This window comes from Bordetella sp. FB-8 (assembly GCF_000382185.1).
GTDB lineage: Bacteria > Pseudomonadota > Gammaproteobacteria > Burkholderiales > Burkholderiaceae_B > Bordetella.
This window is the reverse complement of sequence record NZ_KB907784.1, coordinates 3835273-3851739: the sequence shown is the minus strand read 5'-3', so window position 1 is coordinate 3851739 and position 16467 is coordinate 3835273. Positions and strand designations below refer to the sequence as shown.

General features: G+C 63.3%; 13 protein-coding genes. 4 read left to right on the top strand and 9 right to left on the bottom strand.

The window, feature by feature from the left end:
• Positions 1–6: 6 nt before the first annotated feature.
• Entirely contained in the window at positions 7–1824 is a 1818-nt protein-coding gene (locus H143_RS0118400) for a copper resistance system multicopper oxidase (protein WP_033366884.1), read from the bottom strand.
• A 170-nt stretch (positions 1825–1994) separates the two neighbouring features.
• On the opposite strand from H143_RS0118400, the gene H143_RS0118395 reads away from it, so the two are divergent.
• Together H143_RS0118395 and H143_RS0118390 are read left to right on the top strand one after the other, a co-directional pair.
• Entirely contained in the window at positions 1995–2681 is a 687-nt protein-coding gene (locus tag H143_RS0118395) for a heavy metal response regulator transcription factor (RefSeq protein WP_019939737.1), read from the top strand.
• Positions 2678–4090: a heavy metal sensor histidine kinase gene (locus H143_RS0118390; RefSeq protein ID WP_019939736.1), complete on the top strand. Its 1413-nt coding sequence runs from the start codon at positions 2678–2680 to the stop codon at positions 4088–4090. Before H143_RS0118395 ends, H143_RS0118390 begins: the two co-directional genes overlap by 4 nt.
• Positions 4091–4415: 325 nt before the next feature.
• On the opposite strand, the gene H143_RS23165 is transcribed toward H143_RS0118390, so the two are convergent.
• From H143_RS23165 to H143_RS0118360, 7 genes are all read right to left on the bottom strand, one after another.
• Positions 4416–5027: a transposase gene (locus H143_RS23165; protein ID WP_051094443.1), complete on the bottom strand. Its 612-nt coding sequence runs from the start codon at positions 5025–5027 to the stop codon at positions 4416–4418.
• On the bottom strand, positions 5024–5701 hold the full coding sequence (locus H143_RS23160; protein WP_255345349.1) for a transposase: 678 nt from the start codon (positions 5699–5701) through the stop codon (positions 5024–5026). Before H143_RS23160 ends, H143_RS23165 begins: the two co-directional genes overlap by 4 nt.
• Positions 5702–5824: 123 nt before the next feature.
• Positions 5825–8935 (bottom strand): efflux RND transporter permease subunit, encoded by a 3111-nt coding sequence (locus tag H143_RS21135; protein ID WP_019939735.1) that lies wholly within the window; start codon positions 8933–8935, stop codon positions 5825–5827.
• A gap of 12 nt (positions 8936–8947) precedes the next feature.
• Positions 8948–9955, bottom strand: a complete 1008-nt coding sequence (locus H143_RS0118375) for a hypothetical protein (RefSeq protein WP_019939734.1) — start codon at positions 9953–9955, stop codon at positions 8948–8950.
• The gene (locus tag H143_RS0118370) at positions 9955–11307 is read right to left on the bottom strand and encodes a TolC family protein (protein ID WP_019939733.1); all 1353 of its coding nucleotides are present in this window, start codon (positions 11305–11307) and stop codon (positions 9955–9957) included. Before H143_RS0118370 ends, H143_RS0118375 begins: the two co-directional genes overlap by 1 nt.
• A 94-nt stretch (positions 11308–11401) precedes the next feature.
• Positions 11402–12730: a HAMP domain-containing sensor histidine kinase gene (locus H143_RS0118365; protein WP_019939732.1), complete on the bottom strand. Its 1329-nt coding sequence runs from the start codon at positions 12728–12730 to the stop codon at positions 11402–11404.
• The gene (locus H143_RS0118360) at positions 12717–13418 is read right to left on the bottom strand and encodes a response regulator transcription factor (protein WP_019939731.1); all 702 of its coding nucleotides are present in this window, start codon (positions 13416–13418) and stop codon (positions 12717–12719) included. The genes H143_RS0118365 and H143_RS0118360 overlap by 14 nt, the downstream gene beginning before the upstream one ends.
• A 364-nt stretch (positions 13419–13782) precedes the next feature.
• Here H143_RS0118360 and H143_RS21130 point away from each other — a divergent pair, with 364 nt between their 5' ends.
• Positions 13783–14601: a creatininase family protein gene (locus H143_RS21130; protein ID WP_019939730.1), complete on the top strand. Its 819-nt coding sequence runs from the start codon at positions 13783–13785 to the stop codon at positions 14599–14601.
• Between the two features lie 59 nt (positions 14602–14660).
• On the top strand, positions 14661–15827 hold the full coding sequence (locus H143_RS0118350) for a YncE family protein (protein WP_026350219.1): 1167 nt from the start codon (positions 14661–14663) through the stop codon (positions 15825–15827).
• 334 nt (positions 15828–16161) lie between these two features.
• On the opposite strand, the gene H143_RS23070 is transcribed toward H143_RS0118350, so the two are convergent.
• Entirely contained in the window at positions 16162–16368 is a 207-nt protein-coding gene (locus H143_RS23070; RefSeq protein ID WP_231378521.1) for a hypothetical protein, read from the bottom strand.
• Between the last annotated feature and the right edge of the window lie 99 nt (positions 16369–16467).

The window sequence follows — 16467 nt, the reverse complement described above, 5'->3', positions numbered from 1 at the left end:
GGTTCCTCAAGCCACAATCACTTCGCGGAACATGCCCATGTCCATATGGAGCGCGAGATGACAATGCCAAGCCCAGCGTCCCAGTGCATCGGCAGTGACCAGGAAACTGATGCGCTGAGCAGGCTGCACTGGCAGGGTATGACGGCGAGCAAGAAAATTGCCGTCCGGACTCTCCAATTCACTCCACATGCCATGCAAGTGCATGGGGTGCGTCATCATTGTGTCGTTATGCAGAATGACACGTAACCGTTCTTGGTGACGAAAATGCACAGGCGAGGATTTGCCAAATTCCAGGCCATCCAAAGACCAGGCGTAGCGATCCATATTGCCGGTGAGATGCAGCTCTACTTCTCGTTCGGGGATGCGGGCATCCAATGCGCCACCGATGGTATGCATGTCGGCCAACGTCAGGACACGCCGACCATTGTTGCGCAACCCCACGCCAGGATCATCCAGGTTGGTGCGCGCGCTATCAATGCGGCTGTCGGTACTAGGGCCATATTCAGCACTGGCGTGACGGGCAATCCGGCTGGGGGTTTTCAAAGGATTGGAGCCTGTCGATGGCATGACATTTCCGTCCATGGTCATGCCATCCATACTGCTCATCGGAGCAGTCGTGCTGCCGCCATCCATGTTGTTCATGGAATTTCCATTCATGTCCATGCTGGACATTCCAGTCATACCGGTCATGCCTCCCATCATGTCTTCCATGCTGAGCCACTGAACTTGATCGAGTTCGGGAATCGGCGCACGCAGGCCAGGCCGGACAGCCAAGGTGCCAGCGGCATAGCCAGTCCTATCCATGGATTGGGCAAAGACGGTGTAGGCGTCCTCTCTGGGTTGCACCACGACATCGCAGGTTTCGCCCGGACCGAAGCGGAACTCGTCTACGCTGACGGGCTCGATGTTCACGCCATCCACTTGCACCACCTGGAGTTTGAGTCCCGGAATGCGCACATCGTAGAAAGTATTGCCTGACCCATTGATGCAACGTAGCCGCACCCGCTCACCGGGTTTGAACAGGCCCGTCCAGTTGCCTGCTGGCGTCAAGCCATTGATGAGGTACGTCAGAACTGCGGAGGAAAGGTCTCCCAGATCGGTGGGATTCATGCGCATCTCATTCCACATCTTCCGCTTGTTCAAAGCCGCCCCGACTCCGTTCTTGGACGCATCCTGCACAAAGTCCCTTGCAGTGATTTTGTTGTAGTTGTAGTAATCACCTTGTGTCTTGAGCTTACCCAGGACGGCCATGGGATCTTCATCCATCCAATCGGAGAGCAGAAGCACGTGCTCGCGTTCGGCTACTGCTCCGCGTCTCCGAGCCGGGTCGATGACAATAGCTCCATACATTCCAGTCTGCTCCTGGAAACCGGAATGCGAGTGGTACCAATAGGTTCCGCTTTGTTGAACCTTGAAGCGATAGGTGAAGGTTTCGCCCGGTGCAATGCCGTCGAAACTAATGCCCGGCACTCCATCCATCTGAAACGGCAAGATAATGCCGTGCCAGTGGATGGACGTAGTCTCGCGCAATTGGTTGGTAACTCGGATGGTGACTGTGTCACCCTCCTTCCAGCGCAGGGTCGGCGCAGGCAGTGTTCCATTGATCGTTGTCGCCATGCCGGGCCGGCCAGTAAAATTGACTGGTGTCTCGGCGATGACTAAGTCGAATACATTGCCCTGTAGCACAGGCGCTGCTGCGGGTGAACTCTGCGTTGTCTGTGCCATTGCGTCAAGCATGCGCGATGACAAGCCCAACATGGCGCCTCCCGCAACCAGTCCTTGGACAAAACGGCGGCGATGAGGCAAAAAGGATGATTGGGGCATGGCCAAGTATGTTCCGCGGTTGAAAAGCATGGGCAGGATGATATCGATCCCGGCCGATCAGCCCCATTACGCCAGGATTACAATTTTGTAATCTCCTCTTGGAGGCCTGCATCGCTCAAGTACCATGCAACACACTCCGCTCCCATCGAGCTTCCTCCCTTTGAATAGTCATGAAGTTGCTGATAGTCGAGGATGAATTAACCGCAGGCGCATACCTGCAGCAAGGTCTGAAAGAAGCAGGTTTTGCCGTCGATCTCGCTTGCAACGGACTAGATGGACACCATTTAGCCATGACCGAGCTGTATGACCTTGTCATCCTCGACGTGATGCTGCCCGATGTGGATGGTTGGCGAATCTTGCAGTCCCTGAGAGAGGCCGGGAAAACTGTTCCAGCGCTGTTCCTGACGGCGCGAGACAGTGTGGCCGACCGGGTCAAGGGACTGGAATTGGGCGCCGACGACTATCTCGTCAAGCCTTTTGCCTTTGCCGAATTGTTGGCCCGGGTGCGGACGCTACTGCGCCGTGGCTTGATGGTTACGCAGCCCGACCGTCTGCAAGTGGCAGATCTTGTGCTGGATATGCCACGCCGACTAGCCTCACGCAGTGGCAAAAAACTTCCCTTGAGCAATAAAGAGTTCTCGCTATTGGAATTTCTTGTACGGCATAAAGGGGAAGTGCTGCCACGATCGCTCATCGCTTCGCAAATATGGGATATCAACTTCAATAGCGACACCAATGTCATCGATGTCACCATACGCCGTCTGCGTGCCAAGGTGGATGATGACTTCGAGCCCAAACTCATTATCACCGTACGCGGCGCGGGCTATGTTCTGGACGATACGGGACGGGAAAATTGATTCGAACGTCCGTTCGGCAACACTCTCTCACCTTCAGGCTGACCACGCTCTTCGCGCTGACTTCAGTGCTTGTCTTGGCTGGCCTAGGTTTATTTATCGCTTCGGCCATCGAGAAACACTTCGATGCACAGGACGATCAGCTGCTGCATAACGAGCTGCAACTTATCCGCACTCTCGTACAAGAGAAGAGAACCCAATCCATCCCCGATATTGTCGGCCAAGCCTTGCGTACGCATCCCGGTTTTTATGTGGACATTCGTGAAACTGATGGGCATCTTATTTACTCTACTCTCGGCCACGCGCGTTCCTCGATTGTTTTCGAGACGGCCTTGCATGCAGCAGGGTCGCCCTTTGCTGTCTCGGTCGATGGAAATCATGCCTTTCGGGCTATCCAGGCTGAGATAATCCGGCCTGAAGCCAGCAAGCCGCTGCGGGTACTTATTGCTGTCGACACGGACATTCATGCTCATTTTTTTCATGACTTCCTGATCACCTTGATGCTGTATACGGCAGCAGCAGCACTACTCACGATCATCCTGGGATGGTGGGTGGCTCGGCAAGGATTGGCGCCACTACGCGCCATGGCCATCAAGGCGCAAGTCATCACAGCACAAAATTTCGACGAACGTATGCCTGTCGATGCCATGCCTGCAGAGATGGCTGATTTGGCACAAAGGCTCAATGCCATGTTGGAGCGCTTGCAACAGGATTTCATGCGGCTGACCGAATTTTCTACGGACCTAGCCCATGAGTTGCGTACGCCGATTAGCAACTTGCTGACGCAATCGCAGGTCGTTCTAACCCAGGATAGATCAGCGCAAGCTTATCGCGACGTGATTGCCTCCTACTCTGAGGAGTTACAGCGGCTGGCGCGCATGATTTCCGACATGTTGTTTCTAGCGCAAACGGAAAACGGAATAACGCTGCCCAACACGGAACGCCTGAATCTGGAAACTGAAGTTAAAAATATTTTCGACTTCTATGACGCCATGGCCGAGGAAAAACAGGTCAAGTTGCTGTGCATAGGCACTGGCGTCATTCAAGGCGATCGATTGATGCTGCGCCGGGCATTGAACAACCTACTATCGAATGCCTTGCGCTATACCCCATCGGGTGGTCACATCACTGTGCGTATCGAACATGATGCTCAAGAGATTCGGCTGTGTGTCGACAATGAAGGGAATGATATATCGCCTGAGGTCCTGCCTCATCTGTTCGACCGATTCTTTCGGGCCGATAAGTCACGCGCTCACTTGGAAAGCGGTTCAGCGGGATTGGGCCTTGCCATTACCCGAGCCATCGTCCAGGCCCATAACGGGGTGGTGTCCGTAACTTCGCAAGATGGAAGAACGACCTTCACCCTGTGTTTTTCCGCCAAAAGAGATTCGCTGAGCGGATTGAGGGAATGACAAACCTGATAAGGTATTCACGCGACAAAATGTGAATTCTCGTGTGTTGCACGAATACTCGCCAGTACGTCGGTCTTCAGCGCCAGTGCTTGCCGCCTGCCGCGGCCGGAAAATCGTTACGAGCCGCGGTTGAATTGATAAGATTGTGCGAATTTCTCCCGTACTCGAGTTTGGCGAGGATCAACCCGTCGCGCGCAATCCCTGGAGCGTGCGGGAACGCGCGATGGTGGAAGCGGTCGTAACCAAATCCGGGTCTTCGCAAAATTGTGTGGGTGAAGGTCAGGAACGCTCTCGGCCGTCGCCGACCCGATTTTGTGGGTGAGGCTCAGATCTCGCCAGACTCCAGCATCGCCACCAGGCGGGTGATGTCCACCCCGTAGTTCACTTCCTCGACCTCCGATGCCGTGAGCGCCGCCCGCATCAGCATCGCCCGACCCAGCATGCCGGTGTAGGCGAACTCGGTGGGCGGCGCGCGGTCAAACATCTCCATGTCCCAGTCCTGCCGAGCGAAGTGCCGGCGTTTGGTCTCGATCTGGTGCGCCCCCTTGGAGTACGGGACCAGGGCGCGCAGCACCTCGAAACTGTGGCCGCGCCCGCGTCGGTTGATGGAGCGGATCAGGCTGTTCAGGCTCTCGGTGAAGGCGTCGGTGATGCGGTGGTCGAAGTAGGCCAGGATCTGCGGCTGCCAGTTCCGCCAGGTCGACAGCGCCGGCGCGAAGGCGGCGCGATGTTCCAGCCCGACGCTCTTGGCCCAGGTATCGAACCGAGCAGCGGCTTCAGCCTGGCTTCCCGCCTCGTAGATGTCGAAGTAGCCTTCCTTGAGTCGGTAGGCCTCGGCGAGTTCCGGGATGTTGTTCAGCCAGCCCGAAAGCATCAGGCGCTCGCGGTCGTTCAGATCCCGCTCGCGCTTGCGGAACAGAGCCAGGTCCTTCTTCACGCCGGCCGCCTTCTTGCGAGAGCAGGGTCGGCCTTGTCGACGCGGCCCAGCGATCGGCGGAACTCGTCCAGGGCCATGTTGCCCAGGCGCTGGACGTGGAGCTTGTCTGCGACCACGATGGCCTCGGGCAGCACCTCACGCACGGCCTCGCGGTACGGCACCCACATGTCGATCGCCACGTACTGCACGTCAGCCCGGCCCGGCAACCTGGCCAGATACCGCGCGACGGTCTTCTTGTCGCGGTCGGGCAGCATGTTGACAGCGGTGTTATGCTTCAGGTTCGAGATCACCGCCCGGGGACAGCGGATGATGTGGATCTCGTCGATGCCCATCCAGTGCGGCGTCTGGAAATTGACCGTGTGTTCCAGCGCCGCCACATGGTCAGCGAAGACGTTGCGGATCGTGCCTTCGGCCACGCCGATCTCCTCGGCGATGCTGGTAAAGGTGTGGCGCGGCGAGCGCTCGCCGAACCACTTGACCAGGCGCTGAGTCATGCGCCGGGCGTCCTTAACGCCGGGCAGCGTCTCCATGAAAATCTCGCCGCAGCCCTGGCAGCGCAGGCGCCTGGCGTCCACGTAGACGCTCACCTGCTTGCCATGGATTGGCAAGTCGTGGACAAGGATCTCGACGCGGCCATGTCCGACCGCCTCCACACCGAGGCAGGCGGGGCACAGACCGACCGGGCGATTTGGTCTCGACTTTGACCTGGTACTCGCGCTCGGACTCTCGCACAGCCAGGACGCGATAGCCCGGCAAGTTCAGAATAGTGGGCTCCATTCAAGGGATTGCGGAGACTGTCACGACATCGAGGATTGCACCGTCGCGCCATCCCACCGCTCAGCCATCTCGAACCGCGCGAAGCGCAGCGCCAGGGTTGGCAGGACCAACAATGTCAGCGCCGTCGAGCTGAACAGCCCGCCGAGGATCACGATCGCCATTGGCCCTTCGATCTCCTGGCCCGGAAGATGCGCGCCGATCGCCAGCGGCAGCAAACCCAGCGCCGTGACCGAGGCTGTCATCAGAATGGGCGCGAGACGGTTCATCGCCCCGAGACGCGCCGTCTCCCAGGACCAGGGCAGACCTTCCTCGGTCACCAGCGACCGGTAGTGCGACAGCAGCATGATGGAGTTGCGCAGGGTGATCCCGAAGACCGTCACGAAACCCACCGCCGCACCCAGCGAGATAGGCAATCGAGCGATCCAGATCGCTGCAATCCCGCCTACCAGCGCGAACGGCAGGTTGACCGCCAGCAGCGCCACCGTCCGCCCGTCGCGCAAAGCGATGACCAGCAGGCCCAGGATCGCCGCCAGCGCCAGCGCGAAGTCCAGCGCCAGTTGCATCCTGGCCTGCCCCGACGCTGCCGACGTGCCGCCGATGCGCAGGTAATCGCCTGACGCCAGGGGCAGGCTGGCGAGGTTGCTGCGGGCCCGCGCGACGAACTGCCCGGCACTGCCGCTGACGTTGGCGGTGACGAGCTGCACGCGCTGCGCGCCGCGGTGGAGGATGAGCGACTGCCCGGAGCGCTCGTGGATCTGCGCCAGAGCGCCCAGGAGTACGACGGTGCCGGAGTTGTTCACCAGCGGTACGTCGGCGATCGCGGACGGATCCGAGCGCAGGGCAGGCGGCAGCAACACCACGATCGGCAGCGACGCCCCCGCGGTGTAGACCCGGCCGACCGTGCGGCCGCTGTAGCTTGTCTGGATCGCCTGCAGCACCTCGGCTGGGGTGAAGCCATAGCGGGTCAGTGCCCCGCGATCGAGGGTTATGGCGAGTTCGGGTGTACCGGGCGGCGCCTGGATGCGCACCCCTGCCGCACCCGGCACCCGGCGCAGCACCTCGGCCACGCGCCGAGCGTCGTCGTTCAGCGCCGAGAGATGGCGGCCGTAGAGGGTCACCACCACGGGTGCGGTTACACCCGACAAGGTCTCGTGGATACGCTCGGTCAGGAAGGTGTTGGCCCACCAGCGCACTCCCGGCGCCCCACGGACCGCCTCCAGGATGCGTGCCTCGGCGGCGGCGCTGTCGGCGTTGCCCTTGGTGCTCAAACCCACGTCGATCTCCGCCTTGTTGGTCAGGGCGTTGCCGTTGGACAGGTGGGCACGGCCGGCGTGCATCACTGCGTGCGCCACCTCGGGCATGCGCTGCATGATCCCGACCGCCCGCTCTCCGATGCTCATGGTCGTCGCCAGCGACGTGCCGGGCGCCGTCTGGAAGTGGACGATGAGGTCGTTCTCGTTGAACTGCGGCAGGAAACTGGTGCGCAGCAGGGGCACGCTGGCCAGGCCGGCGACCACCAGCACCGCCACCAGCGCCCACACCGGGCCGGGCCGTCGGTGCATGGCGGCCAGCAATCGGCCGTAGACGCGCTTGGCGCCGGCGACCACCGGCGGATCGGCTGGGTCGAGGTGGCTGCGGCCGAGCAGCAGCATTGATAGCGCTGGTGTGACCGTGAGCGCGACCGCCAGCGAGGATAGGATCGCGAAGATGTAGGCCAGGGCCAGTGGCTCGAACAGGCGCCCGGCGACGCCCGTCAGGCGCAGCACCGGCAGGAAGACGATGACCACCGAGAACGTGGCGAAGATCACCGCCTTGCGCACCTCCATGGTCGCGCGCAATATGACCTCGTAGACCGGCCGCGGCTGCGCCAGGGCGCGGTTCTCGCGCAGGCGGCGATGGATGTTCTCCACGCCAACCACCGCGTCGTCCACCACCTCGCCTAGTGCGATCGCCAGGCCGCCGAGCGACAGCGTGTTCAGGCTGAAGCCGAAGTGGTCGAGGATCAGCGCGGCGGCGAGCAACGACAGCGGGATTGCCGCGAACGAGATGACCGCCGTGCGCCAGTTGCGCAGCGCGAGGTACAGCACCAACACGATCAGCACGGCGCCGATGGACAGCGAGTTGCGTACGTCGCGCAGGGCGGAGTCGATGAACGAAGCCGGACGCAGACCGTTGGGCTCGACCTCGATGCCGTTGCGCTTGAACGCAGGCGCCAGCGTCGCGAGCGCCCGGTCGAGGCCGCGGGTCACGGCCAGGGTGTTGGCGCCGTACTGGGAGCCCACGACCAGCAGCAGCCCGGGCTTGGTGCCCACCAGCGCGCCGCCGATGGCCGGCGGCGGAGCGGCCACCACGTGCGCGACCTCGCCCAGGGTCACGCTCTGGTGCGCGCGGCGCACCAGCAGGCTGTCGGCCAGCGCCGCGGGAGTCGTCGCCTGGCCGTCGCTCATCAGGAAGAGCTGCTGGTTGGGCGTGTTCACGACGCCGGCGCCGCGCACCGCGCTCGACTCGGCGGCCGCCGTTGTCAACTGGTTCAGGCCGATGTGCAATGCCACGAGCTTGTTCGGATCGTACTGGGCCTGGAACTGCTCGGGCTGCGCGCCGAAAATCACGACCTTGGAGACGCCCGGCACGGCCAGCAGTGCGGGACGGACGGTCCAGCGCGCGATCTCGGTCAACTGCATCAGCGACAGCTTGGATGAGGTCAGCCCGATGGACAGCGCCACTCCGGTGGACGACTGCAGCGGCGCGATCACCGGGGTCGCCCCGGGGGGCAGCGTGGGGGTCAGCGGCGCCACCCGTTGCGCCACGAGCTGCTGGTCGCGATAGACGTCGGTGTGGCCGCCGAACACGGCGGTGACCACCGACAGCCCCTCCATCGACTGCGAGCGCAGGTGCGCCAGCCCGGGAATGCCGTTGACCGCATCCTCGACCGAGGTGGTCACCAGCGCCTCGATCTGCCGGGGCGCCAGGCCAGCGGCGTCGGTCACGACGGTGACCGAGGGTTGCCCGAACTCCGGGAACACGTCGTAGGGCGCATGGATGACCGCGACGACGCCCAGGAGCGTCAGCCCGAGCGCCGCGAACAGGACCAGCCAGCGCAAACGCAGGCAGAACTCGACGATTGCACGCATCAGACCGCTCCCTCAATTGTCGTCATCGTTTTCTGCCTTGGCTGGTTTCGCCTTCGCCGCAGTCGGCGGCGCTTGCGATGCCGAGAACAGCAGCGCCGCGCCCGCGACCACGATCCGCTGCCCCGCCTGAAGTGCCGTACCGTCACCCACCGCCACGAAATAGCCCCCCTCGACGCGCGACGAGGTAGGCACCGCGATCGGCGCGAACGACCCGGCGCCGGTCTGGCGGTACACGAGTGCCGTCCCGTCGTGCCACACCATGGCGGACGGCGGAACCAGGACGCCGGCCACCGCACCCGACCCGCTCAAGGCCACCGTCAGCGGTGTGCCGATCGGCGCAGAATCCTGGGCGAACATGAGGTAGTACTGGCTGGGACCGGCCACGCCTGCGGCGGCACGCGGTGCGCGGCCGACCAAACGCAGGGACACACGCTTGCCGTCAGGCGTCGAGGCCGCCGGATCGGTCGACACGGCCGGCAGCGACTGCCCGAGCGGCAGGCTGACCTCGACGAGCTGTTGGGCGCCGCTTCCCAGTTGCGGCAGCGGCGCCGCTCCGGAAGACGCGGCGGTCGCGAGCTTGGTGCCCCAGTCGGTGCGCGCGCGGGCATCGAGCCCGGTGAGCTGCGCCTGCACGTTGGCCTGGTTGGCCTCGGCGACCCGCAGCCGCGACTGCGCCGCCTGGAAGGCCGCCTGCGAGATGTTGTGCTGGGACCGATACAGATCGGCGGCACGGGCCGCCTCGCTGCGTGCCAGCGCGGTCGTGGCCTGTGCGGCGGCCAGCTTGCTGCGCGCGGCGGCGATCTGCGCCGACAGGGTGATCAACGGTCCGGGATCGAGAACGAGGCCGTAGGCGGAGACCTGGGGAGCCCGCTTGACCTGTTGCAGCGCTGCAGTCCGAATCCCGCCGGCCGCGATAGCCTTGGCGTCGAGGGTGACGGTGGCGAGTTGCCCTGCGGCAGCGGTGCCCGCCGCAGCGGCGGCGATGACCAGCGCGGCGCACTTGAAGAATGTCCTGTGCATCATTGACTCCGGTTGGCAACCAGGAAGGGGTGATAGAGCGCCGCTTCGAGGCGGCCGAGGGCCGTGCGCTCGTGGACCGACGCCAACAGGGCGCCCTGCCGCGCTTGCAGGTACGCCAGCCTGGCGCCGAGCAGCCGCAGGAGGCCGATCTGGCCCGCGGCGAAGGCGTCTTGCTGCCGGTTGAGAGCATCTGCGGCCGCGTTGCGCAGCCGGTGCGCGCTGTCCAGCTCGGACTCGCTGGCGTGCCAGTCCGTCCGGGCCTCATCGATCTCGGCCAGCACCTTGGTCTGGGTGGCGAGGAACTGCTCCGCAGCGACGCGTCGGGCGGCACGGGCCTGGGCGATCGGGCCCTGGTTCTGGTTGAGGACGGGCAGCGGCAGGGAGATCGACAAGATGAACTTGTTGTCGCCCTGGTCGTAGTGATAGCCGGGGCCGATGTCGATCGCCGGGTACTGCTGCGCGACCGCCAGGCGCAGTGCGGCTTCCGCCGCGGCGTAGTGCGCAAGGGCAGCCAGGACGTCGGGCCGGGTGGTAAGCGCCGCGTGGATGAGGGGCTTCAAGCTGCCCGGCTGTCGCGGGTGGGTGATTCCGCTCATGTCGAGGTCGACGCCGTCGAGCGCATCTGTCGGCAGGCCGAGCGCCGCGGCCAGGCTTGCGCGCGCCAGCCGCACGGCCCGCTGGTCCGAGGCGAACTGCAGTTCGGCCTGGTTCTGGGCGAGCGTGGCCGTCGTCAACGTGGCCGCCGAGACCATGCCGGTCCGGTAGCGCTGCGCGACGGCCTGGCGATAGCTGCCGGCAAGCGCGACGCGCCGAGAGGCGAGCATCGTGGCCTCCTGGGCGGACCATGCGTCGAGCATGGCCGTGCTCACCTGACCGCGCAGTTGCCAGGCGGTGACGGCAATCGCCTGCCGTGCCTCCTCAGTCCGGGCACGCGCCCGGGCGATGCGCGCGGGGCGGGCTCCCCAGGACTGGATCAGGAAGGTGACGATGGGGCCGACAGTCCAGGGCGAGGCCGAGGTGGTTATGTCATAGGTCGGCGCGATCGACAGCGTCGGGTTGGGAAGCGCCGCCGCGGTCGTCTCACCGCCTCGGGCTTCGCGCAGCCTCGCCTCGGCCAGTGGCATGTTCGGCCGCTCGTAGACAGCCACCAGGGCCAGAGTGTCGAGATCCCAGCGCGGCGAGCCATCGCGGTGCTGCTCGGCCGCGAGGAAGCGCAGCAAACGGGGATCGGTCAGGCTGCGCCGGTTCAGCGCCGCCGCGGTCTTGACCGGATCGAGCGGCCGGGGCGTGTAGCTCGCGCATCCGGCAAGCAGCACTGTAGCGAGCAACGTGGCCAGCAGACGAGTGTTCATCGCGTTGCGTCATTAAGGGGAAAACCTCATATTAGGAACGCGGGTGTCGTCAATTTGTCGTCGGCTCTCAAATAGCCGCTGGGTCGCCCCAAGGCTATTTGACCCCCAGGGAGGGCAGGCCGGGCTCGGCCCGGCCCTGGGGACGCTCAGCTCCGCCGTCGTTGCGGAGATGCAGATCCAGACGCACCTGCAGTTCACCGGCTTCGCTGTGGGCATACGTGAGGGCCCAGCCCAGCCGCTCGCACAACTGCTGCACCAGGTACAGGCCGAGGCCGGCGCCGTGGGCGCGGCCGGCCTCGGCCAGCGCGAGCGAGCGGTACAGGCGGGCCACGGCGGCGGCGTCCAGCGGCTCGCCGCGGCTGTCGATCGAGAACACGCCGCCGCGCAGCGCGACCTCCAGATGGCCCGCCTGGGTGTGCTCGATGGAGTTGCGCAGCAGGTTGCCGAAGATCATCGCGGCGATCGCTGGCACGACACGCACAGCAGCCGGCTCGATGGGGCCGACCTCCAGGGTCAGCGGCCTGCCCTCGATCAGCGGAAGATAGTCGGCGATCAGGTCGGGCAGCCATCCCTCCAGCGCCAGGGGCGCCAGCGCGGCGGGCGGCGACGGCTCCTTGGCGAGGTGCAGCAGGGCAGCCAGCGTGTCCTGCATGGCCTCAGTCGTCAGGCGAATGCGCTGCAGCGCCCGCCGGCCGTCGGCAGCAAGCGGCTCGGCCTCCAGCACCTGTGCGGCGCCTGCGATTACCGAGATCGGGGTGCGCAGTTCGTGGCTCGCGGTGTCGATGAACTCGCGCTCGCGAAGCACGAAGCCATCCAGGCGCTGGAGATATCCATTGAACGCCGTCTCGAGAACCTGGATCTCCTGCAGCCGGTACCCCGGCACGAGACGCTGCTCGCGGCGCGACGGGTCGAGAGCGTGTACAGAGTCAACCAGACGCGAAACCGGGCGCAGCAGCCGGCCGGCGAGCCACCAGGTAGCGGCCATCAGCAGGCCCAGTCCGACGGCGACAACGGCGTCGAGCAGGTCAGCCAGGCGGCGCTCCTGGGCGCGCTGGGCGGAGATGTCGATCAGCGCGGCCATGCGGTGACCCTGCACGTCCTGCACCAGTACCGCGTAGGGAAGGTCCTCGGGGTCGATGTCGTCGTACAGACCCGGCCCTAGACGGCGCACCTCGGAAGGAAGGCTCGCCGCGGCGGGCGAGTCGAGATCGATCAGGCGCACCTTGGGCGGATTGATCTCGCCGGCTGGGATGTGTGCAGCCCTCAGGTCGCGCACCATCACGTCGCCAAGCAGGCTCATCCATACCAGGCGTTCATGACGGTCGTTCAGAAATGCGCCCACCGCAATCAGAGCCGCGCTCAGGACCGCCGCGTACAGCAGCAGCCCGGCGGTAATGCGCACGCGCAGGCTAGTCGTCTTCATGGTCGTCGTCATCAGTGGCCGCGGCAAGGCGGTAGCCAGCCCGCGGCACGGTGTGCAGCAGCTTGAGCGCGAAAGGCACGTCGATCGCCCGCCGCAGCACATGCATCTGCGAGCGCAGCAGGTCGCGGTCGGGGAGATCGTCGCCCCAGAGCATTTCCTCCAGACGCTCCCGCGGCACCAGCGCCGGCGATGCCCGCATCAGCACCTCCAGCAGGCGGCGCGTGGCCGGCTGCAGGGCGATCGACTGTCCGCCCCGCGAAATCTCGGCCGTGCTCAGGTCAAGCACCAGATCGCAGACCTGCAGCCGGGCGTCTGTCACCTCGCCACGGGCGCGACGGACCTGCGCCAGCAGTCGTGCTTCCAGCTCGGCGAGATCGAATGGCTTGACCAGGTAGTCGTCGGCGCCGGTGCGCAGCGCCTCGATCTTGTCGGCGGTTTCCCCCTTGGCGGTGAGCATGAGCACGGGAACGTCCTTGCGCACGCTTTGGCGCAGCGCCTGCAGGAGGCGCACACCGTCCATGCGGGGCAGCGTCCAGTCGAGGACGATTGCGTCATAGTGGTTAGCCGCGGCAAGGCGCAGGCCGGTGACGCCGTCGGGCGCGGCGTCCAGGACGTGGCCACGCGCCTCGAAGTAGGCGAACAGGTTGGCCACCAATGCGTGGTTGTCCTCGATGACGAGCAACTTCATGGGGAATCGTTAGTGAGGGGTTCTGCCCTGTCAAGGGGCATTCCCGTGTTTCGTTACTTGGAACGACCGTGTGGCCGGACCGCTACAACGATGGTAGACGGCGCTCATCCTTCGGCGCCAAGGATACCCCACGCGACCTTCGTTCTGTGCGGCAGTAGGCCGGGCTGTTTGCGCGGGGTGACCCACAAGAATTTGTGATCTTCGCGTGTGCGGACGGCGGGCCGCCGAAGAGTTTCATCCACAAGAATTTGCGGATCCCCCCCAAATCCGTGTCGACTTTTCTTCCGAAGCAATGACTTCTGACCTTCGAAGCCATGTAAACTTCTGCGCCATATTTTCGCTTCGCGCTTCTTTCGCCTACATAATGCCTCTTATTTTTCGGAAAATATTCGCGTCCGCTGTCCTGCTGGTCGCTGCCCATGCCGCGTTTGGCCAGGTGCCGAAGACGGTGAGAATCGAGAACCTCACCTGGACAGAACTGCGCGATGCAGTTCATGCGGGCACGACGACGATCCTCATCCCGATCGGAGGAACCGAGCAGAGTGGACCTTACGTCGCACTTGGCAAGCACAACGAGCGTGTGCGCGTACTTTCGGAGCGCATTGCCGAGGGGCTCGGCAACGCGCTTGTCGCGCCGGTGGTCGCCTACGTGCCAGAGGGTAGCTATGCACCGCCCACTTCGCACATGCGCTTTCCCGGCACAATCACCGTGCCCGACGACGTCTTCGAGAAGACGCTCGAATCCGCCGCGAGCAGCTTTAAGATTCATGGCTTCACGCACGTCGTCTTTCTCGGCGACCATGGCGGCTACCAGAACGATCTGCGGCGTGTCGCCGAGCAATTGAACAAATCATGGGCGGGATCGGGCGCTCGCGCTTTCGTGCCGCCCGAGTATTACGGAGCAAGTTCGTCGGGCTATGCACAGATCCTGCGCCAGCGCGGTTATCCCGATGGCGAGATCGGAACGCATGCTGGCCTCGCCGATACATCGCTGCTTCTGGCTGTCGCGCCGCAGATGGTGCGGCTCGACGCGCTGCGCAAGGCGCCGAAGCCTGGGCCGGCCGATGGCGTCTACGGCGGCGACCCCCGCCGCTCGAGCGCCGCGATCGGCCAGCTCGGAGTCGATGCGATCGTGTCGAAGACGATCGATGCAATCAGGAAGGAGACGACTGCGCATCAGTGACCGGCCAGACTTTCTCCCGCCTCCTCTTGCTATTTCTTCATTCGATCATGAAATCTGTTATGCCGATTCATTTCCTCCGCAGATCGACTCGTGTATCGGTCGCCATTGCGCTTGTTGCCGCATGGTTCGCCGGAGCTGCGTCGGCGGCCTCTGTCACGACGATTCCCGGGATGCCGTCGGTGACAAACCCCGCGAACCTCTACAGCGAGGCGGGGGCCAGCCACCTGAGCCCGGCGGTAGCCGGCGCGCTGACGCGCGTCTACGTACCGAATCTGCGCTCGGACGATGTCGACGTGATCGATCCCGCGACGGACAAGGTCGTCGACAAGTTCCCGGTCGGTCGCAGTCCGCAGCATATTGTGCCGTCGTGGGATCTAAAGACGCTGTGGGTCACGAACAATGCCGAAGGCCGAACAGACGGAAGCCTGACGCCGATTGATCCGAAGACCGGCAAGCCGGGTAAAGCGGTCATGGTCGACGACCCGTACAACATGTACTTCACGCCGGATGGCAAATACGCGATCGTCGTCGCTGAGGCACACGAGCGACTCGATTTCCGCGACCCGCACACGATGGCGCTCAAGTTCAGCGTGAACGCGCCAGAGTGCAAGGGCATCAACCATGCCGATTTCTCGATTGACGGCAAGTACGCGATCTTCACCTGCGAGTTCGGCGGCAAACTCGTCAAGGTCGATATGACGAACTACAAGGTGCTCGGGTACCTGACGCTCGACAAACATGGCATGCCGCAGGATATTCGTATTTCGCCCGACGGCAAGCTGTTCTATGTTGCAGACATGATTGCCGATGGGGTCCATCTGGTCGACGGCAACACTTTCACCAAGATTGGTTTTATTAAGACTGGAGTGGGCACGCACGGCCTGTATCCGAGCCGTGACGGCACGAAGCTCTATGTCGCGAACCGGGGTTCGAATCTGGTCCATGGACCGCACCATGGTAAGGGGAGTATTTCGGTAGTTGATTTCGCGACGCGTAAGGTCGTCGCGAACTGGCCCATTCCGGGCGGGGGCAGCTTCGACATGGGCAACGTCAGCGTGGACGGTAGGACGCTGTGGTTATCGGGTCGATTCGACGATGTGGTCTACTCGATCGACACGACTACGGGCGTTGTCAAATCGATCCCCGTCGACATGGAGCCGCACGGCCTGACGGTTTGGCCGCAACCCGGTCGGTACTCACTGGGCCATACCGGTAATATGCGCTGAGCGGCGAGGGTGTTGATATCCTCTTGACGACACAAGCGATGGACCTCCTATGCGGAATGGCTGCAATGCGAAGGGAAGCGTCCTACAATTCCGTCAGTTGCGTCGTGCACAGTCGGGCCGTAGATTTACTGAGGATTGAGGGCGCCCATGCAGCCATGAGGGTGAGAATCATCATGGCGGCTCCTGATTCGAATCACGGATGCTTGCGCAATGCCGCAATTGCATCAGTGTGATCTCCGTGCCGAATAGTGGCTTGTTTGGACTATGGTGCGAACGAGTACGGAGCAGGCCTTATTTGCGCGTTCTACTGGCGGGGTTGTCTGCCGTGCGGGGTTCACTCTATCTTGAAATTGACATCGATGGCTTGAACGCGATGCGGAATAAAGGGATCGCGCAGATGCCGGACAGTCTGCCGATGCCCGATTCGTACGGATGGGCAGTCGCAATGAAAGGGTTGAACGGGTGCGATGTTGTCGTGCACCTGTGAGAAAACTGGTGCATTCCATTCGGCATGGGAATGCCGATTTTTCAGGACGCTCATCGTCGGTTTCACAGGATAGGTTTGGCTATCATCGGATTGGACGTGGTGAAATCACTGGCACAGATGCCGGATGTTTCGAATAAACACGGTTTCTCCTAT

Bases quoted from the DNA above. Each gene is read 5' to 3' on its own strand.
- H143_RS0118400 (WP_033366884.1), bottom strand. From the start codon at position 1,824: ATGCCCCAATCATCCTTTTTGCCTCATCGCCGCCGTTTTGTCCAAGGA.
- H143_RS0118395 (WP_019939737.1), top strand. From the start codon at position 1,995: ATGAAGTTGCTGATAGTCGAGGATGAATTAACCGCAGGCGCATACCTG.
- H143_RS0118365 (WP_019939732.1), bottom strand. From the start codon at position 12,730: ATGAAGACGACTAGCCTGCGCGTGCGCATTACCGCCGGGCTGCTGCTG.
- H143_RS0118350 (WP_026350219.1), top strand. From the start codon at position 14,661: ATGCCGATTCATTTCCTCCGCAGATCGACTCGTGTATCGGTCGCCATT.
- H143_RS0118360 (WP_019939731.1), bottom strand. From the start codon at position 13,418: ATGAAGTTGCTCGTCATCGAGGACAACCACGCATTGGTGGCCAACCTG.
- H143_RS23070 (WP_231378521.1), bottom strand. From the start codon at position 16,368: ATGAGCGTCCTGAAAAATCGGCATTCCCATGCCGAATGGAATGCACCA.
- H143_RS0118375 (WP_019939734.1), bottom strand. From the start codon at position 9,955: ATGCACAGGACATTCTTCAAGTGCGCCGCGCTGGTCATCGCCGCCGCT.
- H143_RS21130 (WP_019939730.1), top strand. From the start codon at position 13,783: ATGCCTCTTATTTTTCGGAAAATATTCGCGTCCGCTGTCCTGCTGGTC.
- H143_RS0118370 (WP_019939733.1), bottom strand. From the start codon at position 11,307: ATGAACACTCGTCTGCTGGCCACGTTGCTCGCTACAGTGCTGCTTGCC.
- H143_RS21135 (WP_019939735.1), bottom strand. From the start codon at position 8,935: ATGCGTGCAATCGTCGAGTTCTGCCTGCGTTTGCGCTGGCTGGTCCTG.